Origin of the sequence: Streptomyces sp. NPDC050508 (genome assembly GCF_040655155.1) — a bacterium.
Lineage (GTDB): Bacteria > Actinomycetota > Actinomycetes > Streptomycetales > Streptomycetaceae > Streptomyces.
The window spans coordinates 418,483-434,339 of record NZ_JBFAJJ010000005.1 but is presented as its reverse complement, the minus strand read 5'-3'; the positions used below and the strand labels follow the sequence as shown (position 1 = coordinate 434,339).

Genomic DNA, 15,857 nt, shown 5'->3' with positions numbered 1-15,857 from the left:
CGACCGTTTCTTACTTGGCCGTGTCGGCGACGAGGCGCTCGACAGCGTCCACGGCCTCGCCGACGGCAGCCGGGTTCTGGCCACCGCCCTGGGCCACGTCCGGCTTGCCGCCACCGCCGCCGCCGAGGGTCTTGGCGGCGGCTCGGACCAGGTCACCGGCCTTGAGACCGCGCTCGCGAGCGGCCTCGTTGGTGGCGATGACCGTCAGCGGCTTGCCGTTGTTGACCGTGAACAGGGCTACGACCGCGGCGCGTCCGCCCTGGATGCGGCCGCGCACGTCGAGGACCAGCTTGCGCAGGTCGTCGGGGGTGGTGCCGTCCGGCACCTGGCCGGTGACGACGGCGATCCCGTGCACGTCCTTGGCGGACTCGACGAGACCGGCGGCGGCCTGCAGCACCTTCTCGGCGCGGAACTTCTCGATCTCCTTCTCGGCGTCCTTCAGCTTGCCGAGCATGGCGGAGACCTTCTCCGGAAGCTCCTCGGGGCGGCCCTTGATCAGCTCCTGGAGCTGGGCGACGACCGTGTGCTCACGGGCGAGGAAGTTGTAGGCGTCGACACCGACGAGCGCTTCGATACGGCGGACTCCGGAGCCGATCGACGACTCGCCGAGCAGCTTGACCAGGCCCAGTTGGGAGGTGTTGTGGACGTGGGTGCCGCCGCACAGCTCCTTGGAGAAGTCGCCGATGGTGACGACCCGGACCCGCTCGCCGTACTTCTCGCCGAACTCGGCGATGGCGCCCTGCTTCTTGGCCTCGTCGAGGCTGAGGATCTCGGCGTGCACGTCCAGGTCGCGGGCGAGCACCTCGTTGATCTTCTGCTCGACGTCGGTCATCACGGCCGTGGGAACAGCGGACGGCGAACCGAAGTCGAAGCGGAAGCGGCCCGGCTGGTTCTCGGAACCGGCCTGCGCGGCCGTCGGACCCAGCGCGTCACGCAGCGCCTGGTGGGTGAGGTGCGTGGCCGAGTGGGCGCGGGCGATGGCGGTACGGCGTCGGATGTCGATCGCGGCCTCGGCCTTGGCGCCGACGGTGACCTCGCCGTACTGAACGACGCCCTTGTGGACGTAGACGCCCGGGACCGGCTTCTGGCAGTCGCGGATCTCGATCACGGCGCCGGACTCGACCTTGATCCGGCCGGTGTCGCCGATCTGGCCGCCGCCCTCGGCGTAGAAGGGGGTGCGGTCGAGGACGATCTCGACCTCGTCGCCCTCGGTCGCGGCCGGGGAGGAGACGCCGTCGACGAGGATGCCGACGATGGTGGACTCGCCCTGGGTGTCCGAGTAGCCGATGAAGTCGGTCTCGCCGGCCTTGTCGGCAATCTCGCGGTAGGCGCCGACGCCGGCGTGGCCGGTCTTCTTGGCCTGGGCGTCGGCCTTGGCCTGGTCGCGCTGCTGCTTCATCAGGCGGCGGAAGCCGTCCTCGTCCACGGAAAGGCCCTGTTCGGCGGCCATTTCGAGGGTGAGGTCGATCGGGAAGCCCCAGGTGTCGTGGAGCAGGAACGCCTTGTCGCCGGCGAGGACCTTACCGCCGGACTGCTTGGTGTCGGCGATGGCCGTGTCGAGGATGTTCGTGCCGGCCTTCAGCGTCTTGACGAAGGCGGCCTCCTCGGCGAGGGCCACGGTCTCGATGCGCTGCCGGTCGGTGACGAGCTCGGGGTACTGCTGGCCCATCATCGCGATGACGGTGTCGATGAGGTCCTTGACGACCAGGCCCGTGGCACCGAGCAGCCGCATGTTACGGATGGCGCGGCGCATGATGCGGCGGAGGACATAACCGCGGCCTTCGTTGCCGGGGGTCACGCCGTCGCCGATGAGCATCACGGACGTGCGCATGTGGTCGGTGACCACGCGCAGGGAGACGTCGGACTCGTGCGAGTCGCCGTACTGGACACCGGTCAGCTCGGTGGCCTTCTTGATGACGGCCATGGAGGTGTCGATCTCGTACATGTTCTGCACGCCCTGCAGGATCATCGCGAGGCGCTCCAGGCCGAGGCCCGTGTCGATGTTCTTGCTGGGCAGCTCGCCGAGGATCTCGAAGTCCTCCTTGCCGATGCCCTCGCCGCGCTCGTACTGCATGAAGACCAGGTTCCAGATCTCCACGTACCGCTCGTCGTTGACGGCCGGGCCGCCCTCGACACCGAACTCGGGGCCGCGGTCGTAGTTGATCTCGGAACACGGGCCACACGGACCCGGGACGCCCATCGACCAGTAGTTGTCCTTCTTGCCGAGGCGCTGGATGCGCTCGGCCGGGACGCCGATCTTCTCGCGCCAGATGGTCTCGGCCTCGTCGTCGTCGAGGTAGACCGTGATCCACAGGCGCTCGGGGTCGAGGCCGTAACCACCCTTGTCCTGGGGCGAGGTGAGCAGCTCCCAGGCGTAGGTGATGGCCCCTTCCTTGAAGTAGTCGCCGAAGGAGAAGTTGCCGCACATCTGGAAGAACGTGCCGTGCCGGGTGGTCTTGCCGACCTCTTCGATGTCGGGCGTGCGCACGCACTTCTGCACGCTGGTGGCGCGCGGCCACGGCGGCTTGACCTCGCCGAGGAAGTACGGCTTGAAGGGGACCATGCCGGCGGGGACCAGGAGCAGAGTCGGGTCGTCCGCGATGAGCGACGCCGAGGGGACGACGGTGTGGCCGCGCTCCTCGTAGAAGCTCAGCCAGCGGCGGCGGATTTCAGCCGACTCCATCAGTGGTCCTCATTCCGGTTGTACGAGTACGTCGTCCTGTCGTTTCTTTCGACGGACATCGGGTTGTTGCGGTTCTCGATGGCGATGTGCTGCCGGGGCGCCGGGAGTTCGGGGTCGACCGGGGCGTTGATCCCCAGCGCGTCGCCGAGTTCGGCCTCGCGCTGGGCCATGCCCGCGCGGACGTCGAGCGCGAAGTGCACCGCGCTGTCCTTGAGCTTGTGGCCCGCTTCGAGCGCCTTGTTGGCCGCGGCGACGGCGAGGTGCTCGGGGGTCAGCTGCTTCAGCTTGCGGTTGACCTTGGTGGTCGCCCAGACACCGGCGGCCACGCCCGTGCCGAACCAGAACGTACGGCGGAACATCGCTCGGTCAGTCCTTCTTCCGGGTGCGCTTGCCCCGCCGTCCGGCCGGGACGGTACGGCCCACGATCACCGTACGACGGGACGCCCCGGACGGCGCGGGCACGTCCTCGCGGCGGCCGCCCAGGGCCCGGCGGACGCCGTAGCCGAAGGCCGCGACCTTGACGAGGGGGCCGCCGAAGGTGGAGGCGACGGTGGTGGACAGTGCGGAGGCGTTCGAGGTGACTTCCTGGACGTCGGAGGCGATCGCGTCGACCCGGTCGATCTGGGTCTGCGCGGAGCGCACCGCCGAGGAGGCGTCCGCCAGCAGCGGCACGGCCTGGTCGGTCACGTCCGCGACCAGCTTCGTGGTCGCCTTGAGCGTCTGGGCCAGCCTCACCAGTGCGACGGCGAGGAACGAGACCAGGATCGCCCAGAAGACGGCCACCAGGATCCCGGCCACCTCTCCACCGGACACTGTCTGCACCCGCTCCCGTAAACGTGCCTGAACATCGAGAAAATCGTGGGTCGAGCCTATCGCGCCGGGGGTGGCGCTCCGTACCGCATTATCGCCCCGAGCGCAGCGGAGTTGAGTGAAGCGATTGTACGGACTGAATACGGTTCAGTACGCTCCGTGTTCCATGCGAGCTTCCCATGGCGGCGACGCCACCGCGGACGGCAATCTGCCCCTCGAACCCGACCGGTTCGTGGGCCGCTTCGCCGAACTCACCGAACTGGCGCGGGCGCTCGACGCCTCGCGTCTGGTCACGGTGACCGGGCCCGGAGGGGTCGGCAAGTCGCGGCTCGCGGCCCACGCGGCGGCCAGGTCCGCTCCCCCGGGCGGGGTGTGGCGAGTGGAGCTGGCACCGGTGCGCGACCCCGAACTCGTGGACTTCGCCGTCGTAGAGGCGCTGGGGCTGACGGATCACACCGCGCGGCTGCCGCGTGAGGCACTGCTCGCGCATCTTGCCGGGCGTCAACTCCTGTTGGTGCTTGACGGGTTCGAGCATCTGGTGGAGGTGTGTGCCTCGCTGGTGGCCGAGTTGTTGCGGCGGGTGCCGGGGTTGCGGGTGCTCGCGGTGGGGCGGCGGCCGTTGGAGTTGGCGGGCGAGCGGGTGGTGGCGCTGGCGCCGTTGGGCGAGGACGAGGCGGTGGAGCTGTTCGCCGACCGGGCCGCGCAGCAGGGGGTTGTCCTCGGGGAAGACGAGCCGGACGTACGGGAGTTGTGCCGGCGGCTCGACGGGATTCCGCTCGCTGTCGAACTGGCGGCGGGGCGGCTGCGGGCCTTGTCGCCCGGGGAGTTGCTGGCGCGGTTCGACGACCGGTTCCGGCTGCTGGCGGGTGGGCGGCGGGACGCGCTGCCCCGGCATCAGACGCTGCGTACGGCGATCGGCTGGAGCCATGAACTGTGCACGCCCGAGGAGCGGTTGCTGTGGGCGCGGCTGTCTGTGTTCGCCGGGCGCTTCGACCTGGAGGCCGCCGAGTACGTGTGCGGCGGCGACGGACTGCCCTCGGACGGCGTCCTCGACGTGCTGTCCGAACTACTCGCGCAGTCCGTGGTCGTCCGTGAGTTGACGGCGACGGGCATGCGCTACCGGATGCTCGACACGATCCGGGCCTACGGCGCCGACTGGCTGGAGGCGACGGGGGACGCGGCCCGGCTGCGGCGGCGGCATCGTGACTGGTATCTGGGGCTGGCCACTTGGTGCGAGCTGGACTGGTTCTCGCCGCGCCAGGGCGAGGTCGCCGCGCGCGTCGAGGCGGAACTGCCGAATCTGCGCGGCGCCTTGGAGTACTGCCTGACCGAGCCCGACGAGACGCACCTGGGCCAGTACCTCGCGGGCTCGCTCTGGTTCTACTGGGCGGGCTGCGGGCGGCTCGCGGAGGGCCGGCACTGGCTGGAGCAGGCCGTGCAGCTGGACGCCGAGGACACGGCCAACGACCAGTCACGGCTGAAGGCCCTGTGGGTGCTCGGCTATGTCGCGATCCTCCAGGGCGACACCGTGCCCGCGCTGGCCGCGCTCCAGGAGTGCCGCGAGGAGGCCGACCACGCGGCGAACCCCACGGCGGTCGCGTACGCCGAACACCGCACCGGCTGCCTGGCGTTGGTCACGGACGACATGCCGCGCGCGGAGACTTTGCTGCGCTCGGCCCTCGACCGCTATCAGCAGATCGGCGAGCTGAACAGCAATGTGCTGATGGGCCAGGTCGAGCTGGCGATGGCGCGAGCGTTCCAGGGCGATCTGGCGGACGCGGTGAAGCTGTGCGAGGACGTCCGGCGCGTGTGCGAGGACCACGGCGAGCGGTGGACCCGGGCGTACGCGCTGTATGTCCTGGCCTACGTCGCCTGGACCGACGGCGAACTCCCGCTCGCGCGCGACCTGTTGGCGGACTGTCTGGGCAGTGCCCACGGTTTCCGCGATCTGCTGGGCTCGGTGCTCGCGGTCGAACTGCTGGCCCTGGTCACGGCGGCTGAGGGCGATGCCGCCGAGGCCGCGCTGTTGCAGGGCGCGGCGGGCGGGATGTGGCCGTCGGTGGGGCTGCCGCTGTTCGGTTCGGCGTACTACAACGCGCCGCACGAGCTGTGCGAGGCGATGGCCCGCGAGCGGCTGGGCGACGAGCGGTACGAGGAGTGCGTACGGGAGGGGGCGCGGCTGGGCCGGGAGGCGGCCGTGGCACGGGCGTTGGGGCAGGAGCGGTCGCTCGACGCGGTGCCGGTGCCGCGCGGCCCGGTGCGGCCCACGACGGTGAGCGTGGACATGCGAAAGCCCGCCGCCTCGCCCACCCGGAAGGGCGGGGAGACGGCGGGCTGACGCGAAAGGTGGTGCTACGTCCGTGAGGTGATCAGCGGGCGTAGTACTCGACGACGAGCTGCTCGTCGCAGATCACCGGGATCTCCTTGCGGTTCGGCTCGCGGTCCAGGCGGAACGCCAGGGCGCCGAGGTTCACCTGGAGGTAGCGCGGGGTCTCGCCGTCGGGGGCGAAGCCACCGGCGCGGGAGACCTCGAACAGGGTCTTGCTGCGGCTGCGCTCGCGGACCATGACGACGTCGTCCGGCTTGACGCGGAAGGACGGCTTGTCGACCTTCTGGCCGTTGACCTCAATGTGGCCGTGAACGACCATCTGGCGGGCCTGGTAGATCGTGCGGGCGATGCCCGAACGAAGGACCAGCGCGTCGAGACGACGCTCCAGCTCGATGATCAGGGCCTCACCGGTCTTGCCCTGGACCTTGGAGGCACGCTCGTAGGCGCGGACGAGCTGGCGCTCGGACACGTCGTACTGCGCGCGCAGACGCTGCTTCTCCAGCAGACGGACCTTGTAGTCCGAGTTCTGCTTGCGGCCACGACCGTGCTCACCCGGCGGGTAGGGACGGGCCTCGAAGTACTTGACGGCCTTCGGGGTCAGCGCGATGCCGAGGGCACGCGACTTCTTGACCTTGGGGCGGGACTGATTCGCCACTTCTTATCCTTTTTCTCTTCGGCTGCCTCAGGGTTAGGGGAGGTCGCATCCGCAGCCGGGGAATCCCGACAGGTCCACGAGGGACTTGTCAGGCAGCCGTTCCCTGGTCTGGGCACATGTGCAGCACACGAACGGCCCACCGACCGGTCCCGGAACCCCGGGTGGTGGTGGGCTGCCCGCGACACCTACGACGGTGCGCGACGCTCCTGGATCAGAAGATCCGGCTGATTGTCCCGCCTGAGGCGCCGACCGGAGTCGGACACGGGACGCAGCACTGCGCAGGATTCTACAGGGTGCTCAGGACCGCTTACGACCAAGGTGTTTTCTGGTCCACTCCACGGCGTCCGCGTACCGCGCCTCCGCCCCGTGGCGGGTGGGCTCGTAGTACTCGCGGTCCTTGAGCTCCTCCGGGGCGTACTGCTGCTCGGCGATGCCCTCGGGCAGGTCGTGCGGGTAGACGTACCCCTGGGCATGCCCGAGCTTGGCGGCGCCCTTGTAGTGCCCGTCCCGCAGATGCATCGGCACCGGGCCCGCGTGCCCCTTGCGTACGTCCTCCATGGCGGCGCCGATCGCCGTGGTCGCCGCGTTGGACTTGGGCGCCAGGGCTAGGGCGATGGTGGCGTGGCTGAGGGTGAGCGCGGCCTCCGGGAAGCCGATCATCGCTACGGCCTGGGCGGCGGCGACCGCGATCGGGAGGGCGTTGAGGTCGGCGAGGCCGATGTCCTCGCTGGCGGAGATCATCAGGCGGCGGGCGATGAAGCGGGGGTCCTCGCCGGCCTCGATCATGCGGGCGAGGTAGTGCAGAGCCGCGTCGACATCCGAACCCCGGATGGACTTGATGAGGGCGCTGGCCACGTCGTAGTGCTGGTCGCCGTCGCGGTCGTACTTCACGGCCGCGCGGTCGACGGTCTCCTCCAGGGTCTGGAGGGTGATGTCCGGCTCGCCCTTGTCGAGGGCGGCTCCGGCGGCGGCCTCCAGGGCGGTGAGCGCGCGGCGGGCGTCACCGCCGGCGATGCGCAGCAGGTGGTTCTCGCTGTCCTCGGGGAGGGTGACCGCGTCCTTGAGGCCGCGCTCGTCGCTCAGGGCGCGGCGGATCAGGGCGCGCAGGTCGTCGTCCGTGAGGGGTTCGAGGGTGAGGAGCAGGGAGCGGGACAGGAGCGGGGAGATCACCGAGAAGTACGGGTTCTCCGTGGTCGCCGCGATCAGGGTGATCCAGCGGTTCTCGACGGCCGGGAGCAGGGAGTCCTGCTGGGCCTTGCTGAAGCGGTGGATCTCGTCGAGGAAGAGGACGGTCTCCTTGCCGAAACCGCCGGTGGCGCGGCGGGCACCGTCGATGACCGCGCGGACCTCCTTGACGCCGGCGGTGATCGCGGACAGCTCCACGAACCGCTTGTTGGTGGCCTTGGAGACGACGTACGCAAGGGTCGTCTTTCCCGTGCCGGGCGGGCCCCAGAGGATCACCGAGGACGGTCCGGCGGGGCCGCCCGCACCCTCGCCGACCAGTCTGCGCAGGGGTGAGCCCGGCTTCAGCAGGTGCTGCTGGCCCACCACCTCGTCGAGGGTGCGCGGGCGCATCCGTACCGCCAGGGGACTGCTGGACGGGTCCTTCTCCTGGCGTTCTTCGGCTGCGGCGGTGAAAAGGTCGGGCTCCACGTCCAAAACCCTATGTCACGGCACTGACAATGCGGTCGGGCCGGGTGCTAAGCCCAGAGCTGGGTGCCCCAGCGGGTCAGGATCAGCATCGCGATGATGCCGACGTGAGTGACCGGGAGGACCCAGGTGAACTCGTTCAGGAAGTTCTTGACCGGGCGCGGGGCCTTCAGGAAGTCGTTACGGATGTTGAACGACGTGACGTACCAGAACATGGTGATCGTGGCGACCCAGGCCAGCGAGCACCACAGGCACAGCGCGTTGATCCGGTACAGCGACTGGAACTGCAGCCAGGTGCAGAAGCCCACCCCGAAGAGCGTGCCGAGGTTGAAGGTCAGCCAGTACCAGCGCGGGAACTGGACCCGGGTCAGCAGGCTGATGCCGACGCAGATGACGATGCCGTAGGCGACCAGGCCGAGCATCGGGTTCGGGAAGCCGAAGGCCGCGGCCTGCTTGCTCTCCATGACGCTGCCGCAGGACACGATCGGGTTGATGCTGCAGCTCGGGGTGAACGTCTTCCCGGCGAGCTTGCCCTCAAGGATCTTGAACTTGTCGATCGTGATGACCCACGCGGCGAGCAGTCCGGCCGCACCGGTGATCACCAGCAGCACGGCGAAGGCCCGGCTGCTGCCCACCGTGCGCGGCTCCCCGGCCGTGTGCTCCGGCTCGGAGTCGGTGGAGACGTCCTTCACTGTCGTCTTGCTCATCACGCCGATCCGTCACTTGAGAGTTGGACCTTCTTCGGGCACGGCCATTGTGCCGCACGCGCACCTGTGTCCACCGTTCGGTGGACATAAGGAAGTACGCACGGTCGTCCCTGAGCGCTCGATTCCGGACGATGCTCAACGCATGACAACACAGGCGAACGAACTCGCAGTGGATGTGCGGGGGCTGCGCAAGCAGTACGGGGACGTGACCGCCGTAGACGGAATCGATCTCGAAATCCGCACGGGAGAGGTGTTCGGCCTGCTCGGACCCAATGGGGCGGGCAAGAGCACCACGGTCGAGATCCTCCAGGGCAACCGCGGCCGGGACGCGGGCGAGGTGTCGGTGCTCGGTTCGGACCCGGCGACGGGCACGCGCGCGTGGCGTTCGCGGGTCGGGATCGTCTGGCAGGACGAATCGGCACCCGCGGAGTTGACGGTCGGCGAGACGGTACGGCACTTCGCCCGCTACTACCCCCGCCCGCGCGACCCCGAGGAGGTCATCGGCCTGGTGGGTCTGGAGGCCAAGGTGGACAGCCGGATCAAGGCCCTGTCGGGCGGGCAGCGACGGCGTCTCGACGTGGCCCTCGGGGTGATAGGCGGCCCCGATCTCCTGCTCCTGGACGAGCCGACGACCGGTTTCGACCCGGCGGCCCGGCGCCAGTTCTGGGACCTGATCCGCAAGCTCGCCGAGGAGGGCACGACCATCCTCCTCACGACCCACTACCTGGAGGAGGCGGAGAACCTCGCAGACCGCCTCGCCATCGTCGCCAAGGGCCGCGTGGTCGCCGAGGGCGAACCGGCCACCCTGCGCGAGCGCCACGGCACCGGGGCCAGCGTCGAGTGGACCGAGCCGGACGGCACCCCGCGCGCGGAGCACACGGACACTCCGACCAAGGTCGTAGCCGAGCTCATGCACCGCTTCGACGGCGAGATCCCCGGGCTGCTGGTGAGCCGCCCCACTCTGGAGGACGTCTACCTCCGGCTGACCGGACAGGAGGACGCCCGATGAGCACGACCACGAGCACGAGCACGAGCACCGTACGGGACCGGACGAGGACCTCTGGAGACCGACTGCCTGGTGCCTGGGGGCTCGGGCTGCGGCGCGGGTCGCTGGAACTCAAACAGTTCTTCCGCCAGCGCGACCAGGTCGTCTTCACCTTCGCCTTCCCGGTCGTCTTCCTGTTCCTGTTCGCGTCGATCTTCAAGGACGACGTCCGGGGCGCGGGCATCAACGCCTCCCAGCTCTACGTCCCGGCCATGATGGCCGCCGGCATCATGTCGACGAGTTTCCAGTCCCTCGGCATCTCGATCGCGATCGAACGCGACGAGAAGGTGCTGCGCCGACTGCGGGGCACCCCGATGCCACCGGCCGCGTACTTCCTCGGCAAGATCTGGCTGGTTCTGGTCACGGGCCTGATGGAGACGGCGATCCTGCTCCTGGTCGGCACCACGCTCTACGACGTGGATCTGCCCTCGTCCGCGGTGAAGTGGCTGGACTTCGGGTGGATCTTCGTGCTCGGCCTGACGGCGTGCGCGCTGCTAGGCATCGCGGTCAGCTCGGTCCCCAAGTCCGGCAAGAGCGCGACCTCCGTGGTCGTACTGCCCTTCCTGGTCCTGCAGTTCATCTCCGGGGTGTACATCTCCATCGACACCATCCCGGACTGGATGCTCAACATCGGCGCCCTGTTCCCGCTGAAGTGGATGTGCCAGGGGCTGCGCGGGGTGTTCCTGCCTTCGTCGGCGCAGGTGCTGGAGCAGGCCGGGAGCTGGGAGTTCGGGAAGGTCGCGCTGGTGCTCGGGGCGTGGTGCGTCGGAGGATTGGTGCTGTGCCTGCTGACCTTCCGGTGGAAGAACCGGCGCGACGGATGATCGGTCCCGCCCCGGTGAAGGGCTCGTACACCTGGGACCGCTCGTTCCGGCTCTGGGACACCTACTTCGCCCTGATCTGGCTGGCCACCCTGGTGTTCGTGCTCGGCACGAGCCATCCGGGGTGGCCGGTACGCGTCACGGCGGCCGGGCTGCTCGTCCCGCTCATTCCGCTCTACGTCCGGGTCGGGCGCCCGGTCCTGCAGGGTGATCCGCCCGACGAACGACGGGCCGTCGGCTACCTCGTCGCGGAGATGGCGCTGTTCCTGCCGTCGGCGGTGCTGGTCGGCGAGACCCGGCTGCTGGCCTTCGCCCTCGTCCCGCCCTGCTTCATGGTGCTGCGGCTGCGCTGGGCGCTGATCGCGGTGACCGTGATCAACATCGCGCCCGTGATCGGCTGGGCGCTGCTGTGGTGGCCGAGCGCACAGGACGTGTTCTTCAATTCCGTCTTCGCGGTGGTCACCCTGGTCTTCTCGATGGCTCTCGGCACCTGGATCATCCGCGTCATCGAACAGAGCCAGGAGCGGGCGGAGTTGATAGCCGAGCTGGACGCGAGCCGCCACGAGGTCTCCCGGCTGTCGTCGGCCCACGGCGCGCTCGCCGAGCGGGAACGCATGGCACGGGAGATCCACGACACCCTCGCCCAGGGCTTCACCAGCCTGCTGATGCTGGTCCAGGCGGTGGAGGCGGAACTGGACGACGATCTCCCCCAGGCCCGGCGGCACTTGGCCCTGATGGACGAGACGGCCCGGCAGAATCTGGCCGAGGCCCGCGCGCTGGTCGCCGGCGGCACACCGGCCGACCTGGAGGGCGCCTCGCTCCCGGACGCACTTCGCCGACTCGCCGCCCGCCATGACGCGACGCTCCAAGTCAGCGGCCCGGTGCGCGCGTTGCCCGCCGGACCGGAGGTGGTAGCCCTGCGCTCCTGCCAGGAGGCGCTCGCCAACGCCCGCAAGCACGCGGGGAGTTCGGCGACGGTGAGCCTTGCGCTGACGTACGCCGACGATCAACTCACCGTGTCGGTACGGGACGACGGGTGCGGCTTCGCCCCGGGGGCGGTGTCCGGCGGCTACGGTCTGGCGGGCCTGCGGACCCGGGCCGCCGAGGTGGGCGGGACAGCGCTGGTGCGGAGCGCGCCGGGCGAGGGCACGACGGTGACGGTACGGCTGCCGGTGTCACCTGTAAGGAGTTCCCGATGATCCGGATCGTTCTGGCCGACGACCACCCCGTTGTACGCGAGGGCCTGCGGGCCATGCTCAGCGCCGAACCGGACCTCGACGTCATCGCCGACGCGTCCAGTGGGCCACAGGCGGAGGCGCTGGCGGCCGAGTTGAGGCCGGACATCGTGCTGATGGACCTGCGCATGCCGGGCGGCGGGGGCGTCGACTCCATCGTGCGGATGAGCGCGGCCGGGCTGCCGTGCCGGGTGATCGTCCTCACGACGTACGAGACGGACCGGGACATCCTGCGTGCGGTGGAGGCGGGGGCGGCGGGCTACTTGCTGAAGGACCTGCCCCGGGGCGAACTGGCGAACGCGGTACGGGCCGCGGCTCGCGGCGAGACGGTGTTGGCGCCTTCGGTGGCGGCACGGTTGGTGGACCAGTTGCGGACGAAGCCGGAACGGCCGCGGCTGTCCGAGCGGGAGACGGCGGTGTTGCGGTTGGTGGCGGAGGGGTGCACCAACGCGGAGATCGGGAGGCGGCTGTACATCGGGGAGTCGACCGTGAAGACCCATCTCCTGCGCGTCTTCGGCAAGTTGGGCGTCGACGACCGGACTGCCGCCGTGACCAGTGCGATGCGGTACGGGTTGCTGGACTGAGGATTCTCGCCCCCGCCGCCCCTACCCGTCCCGTCCCTGGGGGCTGCCGCCCCCAGACCCCCGCTTCGGCCTGAACGGCCTCGTCCTCAAACGCCGGACGGGCTGAAAGAGGCTGATTTTCAGCCTCTCCGGCGTTTGAGGAGCGGGGTCTGGGGCGGAGCCCCAGAAGGATGGGACGGGTAGGGGCGGCGGGGGCGAAAAAGCCGTCCTCAGCCCAGCTTCGATTCCAGTTCCGCCACGATCTCGTTGACCCCGACCGCCGTCTGATCGCCGGACTCCATGTCCTTCAGCTGCACGACACCCTCGGCCAGATCACGCTCACCGGCGACGATCGTGTAGCGAGCCCCGCTGCGGTTGGCGTTCTTCATGGCGCCCTTGAGGCCCTTGGAGCCGTAGGAGAAGTCGGCCGCGATGCCCAGCTTGCGCAGCTCCGTCACCTTGGCGAACAGGACGCGGCGGGCCTCCTCGCCCAGCGGGACCGCGAACACGCTGGTGAGCGCGGGGAGTTGGAGTTCGACGCCCTCCGCCTCCAGGGCCAGCACCGTACGGTCGACGCCCAACGCCCAGCCCACGGAGGGCAGTGCGGGGCCGCCGATCATCTCGGACAGGCCGTCGTAGCGACCGCCGCCGCCCACCGCGGACTGGGAGCCCAGACCGTCGTGGACGAACTCGAAGGTCGTGCGGGTGTAGTAGTCCAGGCCGCGGACCAGCTTCGGGTCGTCCTCGAAGGAGACGCCCGCCGCCGTGATCAGCTCGCGCACCTCCTCGTGGTACGCCTTGCACGCGTCGCACAGGTAGTCGCGGAGCAGCGGGGCGTCGGTCAACTGCTTCTGGACGTCCGGGCGTTTGTCGTCGAGGACCCGGAGCGGGTTGATGTCCGCGCGGCGCAGGGTCTCCTCGTCGAAGTCCAGGCCCCGGAGGAAGTTCTGCAGTGCCTCCCGGTACACCGGGCGGCACTCCTTGTCGCCCAGGCTGTTGAGGAGGATGCGGAAGTTCCGTAGGCCCAGCGAGCGGTACGCCTGGTCCGCCAGGATGATCAACTCGGCGTCCAGCGCCGGGTCTTCCGCACCGATCGCCTCGGCGCCGACCTGGGAGAAGTGGCGGTAACGGCCCTTCTGGGGGCGCTCGTAGCGGTAGTAGGAGCCCGAGTACCAGAGCTTGACCGGCAGGTTGCCCAGCTTGTGCAGGTTGGCCTCAAGTGCCGCGCGCAGTACGGAAGCCGTGCCCTCGGGGCGCAGGGCGAGCTGGTCGCCGCCCTTGGTCTCGAAGGCGTACATCTCCTTGGTCACGATGTCGGTGGACTCGCCGACACCGCGCGCGAAGAGCTCGACGTTCTCGAAGCCGGGCGTCTCGATGTAGCCATAGCCGGAGTTGCGCAGCGGGGCCGCGATCGCCTCGCGCACGGCGAGGTACTTGGCCGACTCCGGCGGGATCAGGTCGTACGTGCCCTTGGGGGCCTGGAAAGTACTCACGAAAAGTCTCTCGTCACATTCCTCGTCGGGGAGCGTTCACGTCAGCTCCCTGGCCGGCGGCCACTTCCCGCAGGTACGGGTTGGTGGCGCGCTCCTGGCCGATGGTCGTCTGGGGGCCGTGGCCGGACAGCACCACGGTCGAGTCGTCGAGCGGCAGGCACACACGGGCCAGCGAGTCGAGGATCTCGGCGTGGGAGCCGCCGGGCAGGTCGGTGCGTCCGATGGAGCCGGCGAAGAGCAGATCCCCGGAGAAGAACACGGAGGGGATCTCCGTGTTCTCGGGCATCCGGAAGGTCACCGACCCCTTCGTATGGCCCGGCGCGTGCGCGACCGAGAACTCCAGTCCCGCCAGCTCCAGCCGCGCGCCATCGGTCAGCTCCTTGACCTCGTCGGGCTCCCCCACGGTCAGCTCGCCCATCAGCGGCATCCCGATCGAGCGGCCGAGCGCCTTCTCGGGGTCGCTCATCATGAACCGGTCCTCGGGGTGGATCCAGGCCGGCACGTCGTGCGCGCCGCACACCGGGACGACCGAGGCCACATGGTCGATGTGGCCATGGGTGAGGACGACCGCGACGGGCTTGAGCCGATGCTTCCTCAGCGCTTCCTCGACTCCCTGGGCGGCCTGATGGCCCGGGTCGATGATCACGCACTCCTCACCGGCGGCGGGGGCGACGAGATAACAGTTCGTCCCCCAGGCCCCGGCGGGGAACCCGGCAATGAGCACGATCGTCCTTCGTTGTGTCGATACGGGTGGGGATAAGGATCCCTGCGTCAGTGGTCAGAGCCTACCGGCGCTGCCGAATCCTCAGCGAACCCATATACGGTACGGGGCACACGCAGGCGGTCGGCTCACAAGACGCACGCGTCCCAGTCGACGTACGAGACGCATGAGGAGAGAATCCGGTGGTCACCCAGGAACAGCGGAAGCGGCAGCTCGCGCGGGAGAAGTTCTTGCGGCAGCAGCAGCGGCGTACGTCCGCTCGACGCAAGGCGCGCATGCGCAACTCGGTGATCGCGTCGGTGCTCGGCGTGATCGTGATCGGCAGTGTGGCGCTGTACACGTCCGGGGTCATGAAGAACGACGACAAGTCCAACGCGAGCGCGGACGTGACGCCCAGCGCCTCGGCGACGAGCAAGGCGCCGGACCCGTGCGCGAAGCCGGCGGCGGGCAAGATCAAGACGGCGACCTGGAAGAAGGAGCCGGCGGTCACGATCGACAAGTCGGCGAAGTACACGATGAAGCTGGCGACGACCTGCGGTGACATCGACATCGCGCTCAAGACGTCGGCCGCGCCGCACACCGTGAACTCGTTCAACTTCCTTGCGGGCAAGGGCTTCTTCGACCACACGAAGTGCCACCGGCTCACCACCAGCGGCATCTACGTGCTGCAGTGCGGCGACCCGACGGGCGCGGGCACCGGCGGTCCCGGTTACACGATCCCGGACGAGAACCTGAAGGACACCAGCCTCAAGGGCGGGACCTACCCGGCGGGCACGGTGGCGATGGCGAACACCGGTCAGAAGCACACCGGCGGCAGCCAGTTCTTCCTCGTCTACAAGAACAGCACGCTCCCGGCGAGCTACACCCCGTTCGGTACCATTTCGGCCTCCGGGATGAAGGTCCTGAACAAGATCGCCGCAGCTGGAGCGCAGGCCGCGGACGCCACGACGGGCAACACCGCTCCGAACGCGACGGTCGTGATCAACAAGGCGACGGTCACCAAATCCTGACCGTCAACAGCGAAACTTCGGTCGCGCGGGATGCGGACAGGCAACCCGCCGGTCGCCTATGTTGGCCGTGACGAAACTGTGGACGATGCCCGGGGGCACAGAGGCCCTGTGCAGGCATCATGTGGAGGAGGCGCT

Annotated in this window: 14 protein-coding genes; 6 read left to right on the top strand and 8 right to left on the bottom strand. The window is 69.3% G+C overall.

What is annotated here, in order from left to right; translation table 11 throughout:
- Window positions 1–10 precede the first annotated feature (10 nt).
- From alaS to AB0I69_RS17530, 3 genes are read right to left on the bottom strand one after another with little or no spacing between them, the layout of a single operon-like run.
- The gene (gene alaS, locus AB0I69_RS17540) at window positions 11–2,683 is read right to left on the bottom strand and encodes an alanine--tRNA ligase (protein WP_363096509.1); all 2,673 of its coding nucleotides are present in this window, start codon (window positions 2,681–2,683) and stop codon (window positions 11–13) included.
- On the bottom strand, window positions 2,683–3,042 hold the full coding sequence (locus AB0I69_RS17535; protein ID WP_317884845.1) for a hypothetical protein: 360 nt from the start codon (window positions 3,040–3,042) through the stop codon (window positions 2,683–2,685). The genes alaS and AB0I69_RS17535 overlap by 1 nt, the downstream gene beginning before the upstream one ends.
- A gap of 7 nt (window positions 3,043–3,049) precedes the next feature.
- Window positions 3,050–3,496 carry a DUF948 domain-containing protein gene (locus AB0I69_RS17530; protein ID WP_200686476.1) on the bottom strand — a complete coding sequence of 149 codons (447 nt, stop codon included), beginning with the start codon at window positions 3,494–3,496 and terminating at the stop codon, window positions 3,050–3,052.
- 163 nt (window positions 3,497–3,659) lie between these two features.
- Between AB0I69_RS17530 and AB0I69_RS17525 the strand changes: the two genes are divergently transcribed.
- Window positions 3,660–5,831, top strand: a complete 2,172-nt coding sequence (locus AB0I69_RS17525) for an AAA family ATPase (RefSeq protein WP_363096508.1) — start codon at window positions 3,660–3,662, stop codon at window positions 5,829–5,831.
- A 31-nt stretch (window positions 5,832–5,862) separates the two neighbouring features.
- On the opposite strand, the gene rpsD is transcribed toward AB0I69_RS17525, so the two are convergent.
- From rpsD to AB0I69_RS17510, 3 genes are all read right to left on the bottom strand, one after another.
- On the bottom strand, window positions 5,863–6,477 hold the full coding sequence (rpsD, locus tag AB0I69_RS17520; protein WP_019066381.1) for a 30S ribosomal protein S4: 615 nt from the start codon (window positions 6,475–6,477) through the stop codon (window positions 5,863–5,865).
- 297 nt (window positions 6,478–6,774) lie between these two features.
- Complete coding sequence (locus AB0I69_RS17515) at window positions 6,775–8,130, bottom strand: replication-associated recombination protein A (RefSeq protein WP_363096507.1); 1,356 nt, start codon at window positions 8,128–8,130, stop codon at window positions 6,775–6,777.
- Between the two features lie 47 nt (window positions 8,131–8,177).
- On the bottom strand, window positions 8,178–8,834 hold the full coding sequence (locus AB0I69_RS17510; protein WP_363096506.1) for a vitamin K epoxide reductase family protein: 657 nt from the start codon (window positions 8,832–8,834) through the stop codon (window positions 8,178–8,180).
- Window positions 8,835–8,976: 142 nt separating this feature from the next.
- Between AB0I69_RS17510 and AB0I69_RS17505 the strand changes: the two genes are divergently transcribed.
- The 4 genes from AB0I69_RS17505 to AB0I69_RS17490 are packed head-to-tail and all read left to right on the top strand — an operon-like array spanning window position 8,977 to window position 12,519.
- Window positions 8,977–9,843, top strand: coding sequence for an ABC transporter ATP-binding protein (locus AB0I69_RS17505; protein WP_363096505.1), 867 nt, complete (start codon window positions 8,977–8,979; stop codon window positions 9,841–9,843).
- Window positions 9,840–10,703 carry an ABC transporter permease gene (locus AB0I69_RS17500; RefSeq protein WP_363096504.1) on the top strand — a complete coding sequence of 288 codons (864 nt, stop codon included), beginning with the start codon at window positions 9,840–9,842 and terminating at the stop codon, window positions 10,701–10,703. Before AB0I69_RS17505 ends, AB0I69_RS17500 begins: the two co-directional genes overlap by 4 nt.
- Entirely contained in the window at window positions 10,700–11,899 is a 1,200-nt protein-coding gene (locus AB0I69_RS17495; RefSeq protein WP_363096503.1) for a sensor histidine kinase, read from the top strand. Before AB0I69_RS17500 ends, AB0I69_RS17495 begins: the two co-directional genes overlap by 4 nt.
- On the top strand, window positions 11,896–12,519 hold the full coding sequence (locus tag AB0I69_RS17490; RefSeq protein WP_262062283.1) for a response regulator transcription factor: 624 nt from the start codon (window positions 11,896–11,898) through the stop codon (window positions 12,517–12,519). Before AB0I69_RS17495 ends, AB0I69_RS17490 begins: the two co-directional genes overlap by 4 nt.
- 209 nt (window positions 12,520–12,728) lie before the next feature.
- Here the strand turns inward: AB0I69_RS17490 and hisS are convergent, their stop codons facing one another.
- The gene (gene hisS, locus AB0I69_RS17485; RefSeq protein WP_363096502.1) at window positions 12,729–13,991 is read right to left on the bottom strand and encodes a histidine--tRNA ligase; all 1,263 of its coding nucleotides are present in this window, start codon (window positions 13,989–13,991) and stop codon (window positions 12,729–12,731) included.
- 13 nt (window positions 13,992–14,004) lie between these two features.
- A complete protein-coding gene (locus tag AB0I69_RS17480) occupies window positions 14,005–14,715 on the bottom strand; it encodes an MBL fold metallo-hydrolase (RefSeq protein WP_363096501.1) in 711 nt (236 codons plus the stop codon).
- A 179-nt stretch (window positions 14,716–14,894) separates the two neighbouring features.
- On the opposite strand from AB0I69_RS17480, the gene AB0I69_RS17475 reads away from it, so the two are divergent.
- The gene (locus tag AB0I69_RS17475) at window positions 14,895–15,722 is read left to right on the top strand and encodes a peptidylprolyl isomerase (protein ID WP_363096500.1); all 828 of its coding nucleotides are present in this window, start codon (window positions 14,895–14,897) and stop codon (window positions 15,720–15,722) included.
- Window positions 15,723–15,857 lie beyond the last annotated feature (135 nt).

Bases quoted from the DNA above. Each gene is read 5' to 3' on its own strand.
- alaS (WP_363096509.1), bottom strand. From the start codon at position 2,683: ATGGAGTCGGCTGAAATCCGCCGCCGCTGGCTGAGCTTCTACGAGGAG.
- AB0I69_RS17535 (WP_317884845.1), bottom strand. From the start codon at position 3,042: ATGTTCCGCCGTACGTTCTGGTTCGGCACGGGCGTGGCCGCCGGTGTC.
- AB0I69_RS17525 (WP_363096508.1), top strand. From the start codon at position 3,660: ATGCGAGCTTCCCATGGCGGCGACGCCACCGCGGACGGCAATCTGCCC.
- AB0I69_RS17510 (WP_363096506.1), bottom strand. From the start codon at position 8,834: ATGAGCAAGACGACAGTGAAGGACGTCTCCACCGACTCCGAGCCGGAG.
- AB0I69_RS17505 (WP_363096505.1), top strand. From the start codon at position 8,977: ATGACAACACAGGCGAACGAACTCGCAGTGGATGTGCGGGGGCTGCGC.
- AB0I69_RS17500 (WP_363096504.1), top strand. From the start codon at position 9,840: ATGAGCACGACCACGAGCACGAGCACGAGCACCGTACGGGACCGGACG.
- AB0I69_RS17495 (WP_363096503.1), top strand. From the start codon at position 10,700: ATGATCGGTCCCGCCCCGGTGAAGGGCTCGTACACCTGGGACCGCTCG.
- AB0I69_RS17490 (WP_262062283.1), top strand. From the start codon at position 11,896: ATGATCCGGATCGTTCTGGCCGACGACCACCCCGTTGTACGCGAGGGC.